The sequence below is a fragment of the bacterium genome (assembly GCA_024228115.1).
Taxonomy (GTDB): Bacteria; Myxococcota_A; UBA9160; order UBA9160; family UBA6930.
Genome location: JAAETT010000342.1, coordinates 1 through 9,041, shown reverse-complemented (window position 1 = coordinate 9,041; position 9,041 = coordinate 1). Strand labels below are relative to the sequence as shown.

Here is a 9,041-nt window from a genome sequence, read left to right as displayed (position 1 = left end):
CGGCCTCAGGGGCGCGCCGAGCTGCGGATCGCTGCCGAGCCCTCCACCCGCAAACGATTCAATCGGGCACTCGAACAACTCGCCGCCTGACCCGGACCAATACCCTCAGACGCCCAGATCTAACGACGGATTGGGGCTAGCTCTGAACCTGCCAGGACCCATCGCTCTCGCGACAGGCAGTCCCGGTGGTCTCGTGGCTCTCGTTTCCAATCTTGATGTCCTGGCGGTACTGCCGGCAGTACTGTCCATTGGCGAGCTGGTACGTGCGCGTGGGCGTCACGGTCCCGGAGTTGCCGGAGTCCGGATTGCTCCACGCCACGCTCGAACCCGTACGCCCACCCTCGAAGGCCTTCTGCGCGGCCTCCCTTGCCATGCGCTTGTCGCGATCGTCGAGCTTCTTGCCCGCGTATCCGCCAATCAGACCGCCGCCGATCACAGCCGCCGCGATGACGGCCGGGTTCGCATTGGTGGCGATGGCAATGCCCGCGCCGGCGGCGGCGCCCAGCACGGAGCCGAGTACCGCCTTGGGGTTGTCGCTCGCCGTCTCCTGGACGGTTGCGCAGCTCGCCAGAGCCGTCGCCAAGAGACAGATCAGGAGCCTGGTCGACGCCTGGTGGATCATTCGGGTTCTCCCTGTTCACGGACGGAGATGCGGAGAGTCGTCGACTCGCAACAAGACTTCAACCCCGCAGGTACGGGCTTCAGAAGCCCGGCGGACGATAGGGCTCGTATCACGGCAATCTTCACGAGTTCGCCACCCTCGAAGCCGTGGGAGGCGTCCGTGTCGGCGGCGGTCAGGGCCGGCAGGGTGGCCCGCCGGGTCGGCGCGGAATGGCATGAGAGGACCAGCGCGGCCAAGCCCGCGATGCAGAGACGGATCGAGGGGGTCATTCGTCGATCCGCATGCCGGCTATGTCCTCCTCGAGTTCGCGCCGCCGGCGGACCTGCGGGCGGACCGTCGCACTGCCGAGCCGTTCGATCACGCCGTCGTCGATGCTGCGCAGGTTGTCGCGTGCCGTCGCTTCGATGCCGCCGTGGGGCGCCAGGGCGTGCTCCGCGATCGCTGCGTCGAGCTCCGCGAAGTGATCGAATAGGATCCGCTTCACCTCGGCGATCGCTTCGGGGTTGGCCTGCACGGAATGGCCGGAGCGGATGACTCGCTCCGAGAGAGCATGATCGAGATGTGCGCTCTCGTAAGCCACCACGCCGTCGTTCTGCCCCGCGGGTGGGCCGGCGCCCGTCACGGGGATGATCGAGTGGACGCCGACACCCGGCGCCTCGCGCAGCGAGCCGAGGGCGACCAGGAAGCGGTTGCCCGGGGTCATGTTGTCGAGGCTCGTGGGCAGCCGATCGAGGCGGTTGAGAATTCGCAGGTCTTCGTTCCGCGTCAGGGTCTCGGCCAGCCGCCCCGCGATGTCTCCCGGCAGGGAGACCAGGCCCGAGATCCACCGGGCGATGCTGCGCAGCGCCTGGTAGCTGCCGCCATGAGGTGTCGAGATATAAACCACGCGTCGGACGAAGGGCAGCGAATCGAAGAACACCGCGGGCTCGAAGAGGTCGCGCGTCTCGTCCGAGACATCGAGCTCCGCGAAGGGCCGATCGGACACACTATCCCAGAACACTGCCCCCGAGCTCACCGCCTGCAGCTTCGTGAGCAGCCCACCTTGACTGTGACCGATGACGACCATGTGCTGAAGCGCGAGATCCTTCCCTTCCGGGTCGAGGTCGGCCACCGTATCGTGGAGCGCCTTGCGAAGCCGACTTCCCGAGAATAGGACGGGGTTGCCCGTGTTGTAGAGGAAGAGGCAGAACTGGATCCGGTCGGCGATCTCCGGATCGCCCTGCAGCTCGTTGATCATTTCCGCCCAGCGGGCCGGCGTGGATGCGGTGCCGTGCACGAGCACGACCGGAACCCGGCCGGGCCGGTACGGGTGCAGCAGGATCAGGCCGTCGGGCACGTCCTGGAAGGGATTGAAGTCGCCGCTGAAGAAACCGCCCAGCTCGAAGCTCCAGATGAGAGGGTTCTCGAGCCCGAAGGCCAGCGAGGCGGTCGGCTCGTATTCGAGGGGGACGACCCGATCGTCGATCCGCACTTCCTCCTGCTGGTCGAGGACGTAGATCTCGAGTGCAGCGCGAACCTGCCCCTGGGTCACGGCGGCCAGCGGGTCCTCGATGCGGAGCAGCGCCGTGATTGGCACCTGGACTTCCTTGCCGACGCTGTGGCCGGACGCCTCGCCCTCGATTCGTTCGACCTTGGCGGACAGCGCTGCGCCGATGCCGACGCGGCGGTAGCGATTGCGCAGCCCGCGCACCTCGAGCTCGGAGCTCGGGACGATGTCCCGCAGGCGATAGCCGGACCAGCCAAGTTCCGCGGAGTCGACGCTGAGCTCGATCTGCCCGTACGGGAGCTCCCAGTTCTTCTGCAAATCGTACAGGCCGGCCGCGCCGACGCCCGAGAAGCCGCGCGCCAGACCTCGGTTGTAGAACTCGGCCGCCAGGCGCAGACCCGGATCGAATGGACTCGGCCGCGCGTGATCTCCCTGCGGAAACAGATAGGCGTACGCGGCGATTGCGGCGGCCCGGTACCAGAGCGGATCCCGCGTCCGGTCGCCGTGTGCGAAGCTCAGCTCGGCAAGCCCGAGCAGGCGCTCGGACGTGTTCGGCCCGCCGAGCCCCCGCCGGATCACCTCGAGTGCGGCCGCGGGGTCGTCGTCGTAGGCCTTCACGAGTGCCAGGCGGTCGAGGAGCTGTCGGCTGCGCTGGCTGGGCTCGGATCCCGTGAGGACGCTTTGGCTGAGCTCGAGGCGCAGCTCGCGCGGGCCGACGCGCTTCACACTGATCGGCGTGGCGCAGCCAGCGAGCAGCGCCGCGACGAGGATGAGAACGAGATGGGGGATCGAGCGAGCTTCACGCATCGGTGGAGGGGATCTTTCCCGAGTCGAATCGAGGACGCCACTTCCGGGTCTGGTTTCGATACCATGGTCGCGGCACTCTCGAAGAAGAGGTGTTCATGCCGAGATTCCGTCGATCTTTCTGTCTGGTTCTGTGCGTCGCCGCACTGATCCTCCCTCTTGGGTGTGGTTAGGAGGAGGCGCCCTCGGTGGACGTCATCCGCCCCATCAACGTTCTCGAAGTCGGCGGCGGCGCGGAGATCTCGAAGCAGGTCGAAGGCGAGATGGGCGAGTGAGCCGCGATCGTCAGCGCCCTATTCGGGGCTATGCTGCCGGGGCTGGGGTGCATAGGAGTCGCGTATGGATCAGAAGAAACCGTCCGGGGGAGAGGAGGGGCCCGGCTTCCTCGATTCCCTGGCTCGCCTCTTTCGGAGACACGAGGAAGCTCCCGAGCTGGAGCCCGAGCTCCAGCGCGACGGTGGCTTGGATGCGCTGGGCGCGGAGTTCGAGACGGCCGTGAGAGAGATGCTCGAACGGGTCGAGACGCTGCGCCCCGACGCCGGTGAGCGACTGGCTCCCGAGGGCGCCACGGGGGAGGAGCACGAGGCCGCCTGGCAGCGGCGCATGGCGGCCCGCCAGAATCGGCTGGAGGATCTCCGCCGACGGATCCGCAACGACATCAAGCAGATGCATGAGCGCCTGGCGACGGGTGTCAGCGGAGAGGCCCTCGACGAGGTGACCGAAGCCATGCAGGAGCTCCAGGGGATCGTCGCGCAGGGGGAGGCTTCGCACGAACTCCTCCCGCGCGCACGACATGCGATCGCCGAGAGGATCCGCCAGGAGTCGGGCGAGCTGGCAGTCGCACGCCTACGTCAGCTCCTGGAACGCGCGCAGCTTGCGTGGCCCGATCCCACACACTACCGCCAAGGGGCGAGCGAGGAGGACGTCGAGCGATCCCGCAGCCGCCGCTTAGCCGAGACGCGCGAAGCCTTCCTGGCCCAGGGGTTCGGGTCCACGGCCGAGCGCTGCGTCGGCATCGTGACCGGGTGGGGAGCCGACTACCCCGACCCGGGCTCACCGCTCTGGGAGGAGTGCGTGCTGGAGGGCGTGGGCGCTGGCATCCGCGGGCAGCTGGCGCACGAGTTCGTCGAGCTGCTTCGCAAGGACAGCGACGAGATCCTCGCGGGCATCGAGGAGCTGATCGGCAAGGAGATCGCCGAGTTGCGACGCGTGCTTCGTGCGGGCGTCACTTCGATCGCGCAGGCGAACCAGGCGGTGGCAAGTGCGCTGAAGGCCATCGACCTCGTGACGCCCGACGTGGCGTGGAGGCACCTGCGCGCCCGCGCTCCGCACGCGCGCGGCGAATGGAAGGGCTGATCGGGCTCACGGTCACGCCGCCGGCGTTCGCCAAGATTGTGGGGATGATCCTCACGCCCCAATTCAGCTTGCGATGGATGCACCAACGCCACGAAGCGGCGCGATAGCCCAGGTCGATCTCTTCGCGGATGGCTCGGCGGGACAGGCCCGCTCGACCGATCTCCTGGAATCGTATGCAACGGTAGGCCGGCCGCGGATCGGTCGTAAACGACCCGGCTCTTCCGCTGCCAAGGAACTCCCTGCATTTGGACGAGCCGGTGGTGCTCGGTCTCTCGTAGAGGACGCGCGCCATAGTTTCCAAGCCGCTCACCGGTCATGTCGCAATCTGGATAGCAGTGAGAGGGTCGACTGGCTATTACGTGAGCCGGACCCTCGCGACGCCCACCCTTCGGCTCTGCGAGGTCGAAGGCGCCGGAGTGAAAGATGATCGAGAATCTGTCTCGAAGGCGATTCCTGAAGATCAGTGCCGCCACCTTCGGCGCCAGCGCGATCGGACATTTCCCCGTCGGCTGCGGCTTCGGGGAAAGCGGCGGGCCTGCAACGGGAAACGTCGAGAAGTTCGCCACCTTCTGTGAGATGTGCGGCTGGTTCTGCGGCGCGATCGCCCATGTCCGCGACGACAAGCTCTGGAAGATCGAGGGGAATCCTCTCGATCCGGGGTGTCGCGGCCGCCTCTGCCCGCGCGGAACGGCCGGCGTCGGGGCGCACTACGATCCCGACCGATTGCAGGCCCCCCTCATACGCGTCGGTGAGCGCGGCGATCTGCGCTGGAAGGTCGCGACGTGGGATGAGGCGTTCAACTATATCGCCGACAAGATGAAGGGGATTGCCGCGAAGCACGGCCCGGAGTCGATTGCCTTGTGGAATCACGGCTCCGGAGGGCGCTTTATCTACCACGTCATGAGGGCCTACGGCTGCAACAACATGGTGATGCCGTCCTATGCACAGTGCCGCGGCGCGCGTGACGTCGGGTACAAGCTCACCTACGGCACGGAGATCGGCTCGCCGGAGATCACGGACATCGCCAACACGAAGTGCCTCGTTCTGATCGGTTCCCACCTCGGCGAGAACATGCACAACACGCAGGTGCAGGAGTTCGCGCAGGCCGTCGAGAACAAGGCGACGATCATCGTGGTCGACCCGCGCTATTCCGTGGCCGCGAGCAAGGCGAAGTACTGGCTTCCGATCAAGCCCGGGACCGACATGGCGCTGCTGCTGGCTTGGATGAACGTACTCATCACGGAGGGCCTGTACGACAAGGAATTCGTCGCGGAGTACGGACATGGCTTCGACCAGTTCGCAGCGTCCATCGCCGAGAACACGCCCGAATGGGCCGCGGCGGAAACCGACATTCCCGCGGAGACCATCCGTGCAACCGCGCGCGAGATCGCGGCCTTCCGACCCGCGACGCTCGTCCATCCCGGTCGGCGGGCCAACTGGAACGGTGACGACACCCAACGAAGCCGAGCGAACGCGCTGTTGAACGCGCTCTTGGGAAATTGGGGGCGCAAGGGCGGCTTCTTCCTCCGCTCCAGCATGCGCGTCGCCAACTATCCCTTCCCCGCGTATCCGCCTGCCGTCAAGCCGCCGGTCGACAACCCCGACGGACGCTGGCCGTTCGCGCACAAACCGGTCGCGAACGGGCTGCGCGATGCGACCATCAGCGGCAAGCCCTACCCGATCAAGGCCTGGGTCGTCTACGCCTGCAACGTCGCCTTGACGATGCCGAACCCGCCGGAAACGCGCGAGGCGGCCGACAAGCTTGATCTGCTCGTCGTGATCGACACGCACCCGTCCGACACCGCAGGCTATGCCGACGTCGTCCTACCGGACACCACGTATCTCGAACGCCACGATGACTTCTACCTAGGGTCGGGCCGGCAGGGATGGGCGACGCTGCGCCAGCCCGTCGTCGCGCCTCCCGCCAACCAGCGGCCCGCGTGGTGGATGGCCAAGCAGCTTTCCCGGCGCCTGGGCGTTGCCGAGTACATGCCGTTCGAAGACATGGATGAATACCTCGCGAAACGTTGCGAGCTGAGTGGCATCGACTACGACGAGTTCCGCGAGAAGGGCATCGTGATGGGCCCGAAGCAGCCGATCACGATCGAGGAGGGTGCTTCGATCTCGTTCGACACGCCGTCGAAGAAGGTCGAGTTCTACTCCGATCAGCTGGCCGAGGCGGGCTTCGACCCTGTGCCGAAGTACACGCCACCGGACGACGCGCCCGCGGGCTACTACCGCCTCATCACCGGGCGCGCTCCGATGCACTCCTTCAGCAGGTCGCAGACCAATCCGCTGCTGCAGGGGCTGATGGACCAGAACGAGGTCTGGGTGAACGCCGATACCGCCGCCACACTGAACCTGGAGAACGGTGAGTACGTGGTGTTGAAGAACCAGGATGGCGTGGCCTCCAGTCGCGTGCGGGTGAAGGCGACCCAGGGCATCCGGCCCGACACAGTCTATCTGGTCCACGGATTCGGGCACAAGAACCCCATGCTCAAGGGCGCGTACCTGAATGGCGCAAGTACCTCTTACCTCAACACGAGCTACAAGACCGATCCGCTGATGGGCGCAACGAGTCTCCATACGAACTTCATCACCTTCGAAAAGGAGGCGTAGGTGCCGCGCTTCGGAATGGTCATCGACACCAAGAAGTGCGTCGGATGCATGGACTGCGTCGTGGCCTGTCAAACGGAGAACGACGTACCGCAAGGATTCGCCAAGGACTGGCTCGTCACCGAAGTCACGGGCACGTTTCCGGACCTGTCGATGGAGATCCGAAGCGAGCGCTGCCACCAGTGCGACAACCCGCCTTGTGTGTATGTCTGCCCGACGGGCGCGAGTCACATCGAGGACTGGGGCAAGACCGTTCAGATCACGGAGGACAAGTGCATCGGCTGCAAGGCATGTCTCGCGGCTTGTCCCTACGGAGCCCGCTTCACGCATCCCGACGGTTACGCCGACAAGTGCACGTTCTGCATACACCGCGTCAAAGAAGACCTCGATCCGGCATGCGTCTCGGTGTGCCCGACGCACTGCATGCACTTCGGCGACCTCGACGACGCGGAGAGCCCCGTCAACAAGCTGTTGAATTCGCGGGAATCGCACGTGGTGCTCCCGGAAGCGGGCACCAAACCACGAGTCCACTACCTGAAGTGAGGTTGATCTGAGCAATGTCCCCGGTCGAGATCACGACTAGCCGTCTCAATCAACATGTGGACCCGGTTCTCACGGTCTGGGCATGGGAGATCCCGGTATACCTGTTCGTCGGCGGTCTGATCGCCGGAATGATGATCATCGCCGGCCTCAACATGCTCAGGCTCGCGAAGGGTGAGCGCTCCGAAGACTTCAACAGCGTGCAGTCGCCAATCCTGGGCTTCCTGCTGCTCAACATCGGGATGGTCGCGCTGTTTCTGGACCTCTCGTACAAGCTCCACGTCTACCGCTTGTTCATGGCGTTCAAGCCCTTGTCGCCCATGTCCTGGGGCTCGTGGATCCTGATCTTGGTGTACCCCGTTCTGATCAGCTCTTCGCTGATCCGACTGCCGCAGGCCTGGCCCTGGCTCGGCGAACGCATCCCTATCGTGCAGCGACTGTCCGAGGCGCTAACCACGCGCACCCGTGTGATCAAGATCCTCGGCTATGCGAACGTCGTCCTCGGCATCTGCCTCGGCATCTACACCGGCATCCTCCTGTCGACGATGGTCGCCCGACCGTTGTGGAACAGTGCGATCCTTGGGCCCCTGTTTCTCGTCTCCGGGCTGTCGACGGCGGCGGCCGCCATCCACCTCGTCTCCAGCATTACGCCCGGATCCCCCTCTCCGAGCGGGTTCCTCGGCGGCGCACTTGCGGCGCTCGTGCAACCGCTCGGCGCCAACCCGCCCGGCCCGGGCACCCAGAACTCACTGGTCCGCGCAGACCAGATCTTTCTCTCGGTGGAGCTGGTCTTGATCGGCCTCCTCCTCGTGGGGCTGCTCTCTGGGTCGGCCTCTCAGGTCGCCGCGGTGGACATCCTGATGAGCGGCAAGTACGCGGTCCTGCTCTGGGCTGGCGTCATTGCGCTCGGCATCTTGACCCCCCTGCTGCTCCAGGCGTTGCAGCTTTCTGACCGGATTCGGCACACGATCATCCCGGCGATTCTCGTGCTCGCCGGCGGCCTTGCGCTCCGTTGGGTCGTGGTGGGCGCCGGCCATGCGAGCCGCATGGTCGCGGCCGGTGGAATGTAGGAGGTAGATCACCATGCAAAGACAGCCTGCAACTCCAGCGCGCCTGGCGGCGATCGCCCCGGCAGCCCAGCGAGACATCGTGCGAGCCGTCGCTGCGGCGCGACCGATCGACGATCTGCTGGGTTGGTTGATCGCCGAATACCCGGATGCCAACCGCGAGTGGGTCTTCGCAGCGCTCAAGGCAATCTACGAAGGGGGCTTCGAGATCGCCTCGGCCAGCCAGCAGATGAAGAGCTACAGAATCGGGCGCGAAGAACTCAAGGCCTTTCCTCAACGCGTGGCGTGAGGTGCAAGAGCAGCAGGCCAGCCGCATCCGCCTGCCCCGACCCGCTTGTTCTACCTACTCTCCAGGTCGCCATCCCAAAGATCAGATAGAAAGCAAAATCGCTCAGAACTTCCGATCAACCCCACTAGCCTGAACTATGCACGAAAGTTGGCTGAGAAGCTGGCTTTCCAATGTTTCAGCGTGCCGCGCGGCGATTGACGCTGACGGATCTCGTTTTGGGTGGTCGATGCCCATTCCGTGGCGCGAATGCGGAGTGTGCTT

General features: G+C 65.5%; 8 protein-coding genes. 5 read left to right on the top strand and 3 right to left on the bottom strand.

Annotated elements, in window-relative coordinates; translation table 11 throughout:
• Window positions 1–136: 136 nt before the first annotated feature.
• The 3 genes from GY937_15165 to GY937_15155 are packed head-to-tail and all read right to left on the bottom strand — an operon-like array spanning window position 137 to window position 2,915.
• Window positions 137–622 carry a hypothetical protein gene (locus tag GY937_15165; GenBank protein MCP5058044.1) on the bottom strand — a complete coding sequence of 162 codons (486 nt, stop codon included), beginning with the start codon at window positions 620–622 and terminating at the stop codon, window positions 137–139.
• Window positions 619–891: a hypothetical protein gene (locus tag GY937_15160; GenBank protein ID MCP5058043.1), complete on the bottom strand. Its 273-nt coding sequence runs from the start codon at window positions 889–891 to the stop codon at window positions 619–621. The genes GY937_15165 and GY937_15160 overlap by 4 nt, the downstream gene beginning before the upstream one ends.
• Window positions 888–2,915 carry an alpha/beta fold hydrolase gene (locus GY937_15155; GenBank protein MCP5058042.1) on the bottom strand — a complete coding sequence of 676 codons (2,028 nt, stop codon included), beginning with the start codon at window positions 2,913–2,915 and terminating at the stop codon, window positions 888–890. Before GY937_15155 ends, GY937_15160 begins: the two co-directional genes overlap by 4 nt.
• A 336-nt stretch (window positions 2,916–3,251) precedes the next feature.
• Between GY937_15155 and GY937_15150 the strand changes: the two genes are divergently transcribed.
• From GY937_15150 to GY937_15130, 5 genes are all read left to right on the top strand, one after another.
• Entirely contained in the window at window positions 3,252–4,268 is a 1,017-nt protein-coding gene (locus tag GY937_15150) for a hypothetical protein (GenBank protein ID MCP5058041.1), read from the top strand.
• Window positions 4,269–4,694: 426 nt separating this feature from the next.
• Window positions 4,695–6,887, top strand: coding sequence for a molybdopterin-dependent oxidoreductase (locus GY937_15145; protein MCP5058040.1), 2,193 nt, complete (start codon window positions 4,695–4,697; stop codon window positions 6,885–6,887).
• The gene (locus GY937_15140) at window positions 6,888–7,427 is read left to right on the top strand and encodes a 4Fe-4S dicluster domain-containing protein (GenBank protein MCP5058039.1); all 540 of its coding nucleotides are present in this window, start codon (window positions 6,888–6,890) and stop codon (window positions 7,425–7,427) included. It begins immediately after the preceding gene.
• 14 nt (window positions 7,428–7,441) lie between these two features.
• Entirely contained in the window at window positions 7,442–8,494 is a 1,053-nt protein-coding gene (gene nrfD / locus GY937_15135) for a polysulfide reductase NrfD (GenBank protein MCP5058038.1), read from the top strand.
• Between the two features lie 13 nt (window positions 8,495–8,507).
• A complete protein-coding gene (locus tag GY937_15130; protein MCP5058037.1) occupies window positions 8,508–8,780 on the top strand; it encodes a hypothetical protein in 273 nt (90 codons plus the stop codon).
• Window positions 8,781–9,041: the final 261 nt, after the last annotated feature.

Excerpts from the sequence above, each read along its gene's own strand:
- nrfD (MCP5058038.1), top strand. The coding sequence starts at position 7,442 with ATGTCCCCGGTCGAGATCACGACTAGCCGTCTCAATCAACATGTGGAC.
- GY937_15155 (MCP5058042.1), bottom strand. The coding sequence starts at position 2,915 with ATGCGTGAAGCTCGCTCGATCCCCCATCTCGTTCTCATCCTCGTCGCG.
- GY937_15160 (MCP5058043.1), bottom strand. The coding sequence starts at position 891 with ATGACCCCCTCGATCCGTCTCTGCATCGCGGGCTTGGCCGCGCTGGTC.
- GY937_15130 (MCP5058037.1), top strand. The coding sequence starts at position 8,508 with ATGCAAAGACAGCCTGCAACTCCAGCGCGCCTGGCGGCGATCGCCCCG.
- GY937_15165 (MCP5058044.1), bottom strand. The coding sequence starts at position 622 with ATGATCCACCAGGCGTCGACCAGGCTCCTGATCTGTCTCTTGGCGACG.
- GY937_15150 (MCP5058041.1), top strand. The coding sequence starts at position 3,252 with ATGGATCAGAAGAAACCGTCCGGGGGAGAGGAGGGGCCCGGCTTCCTC.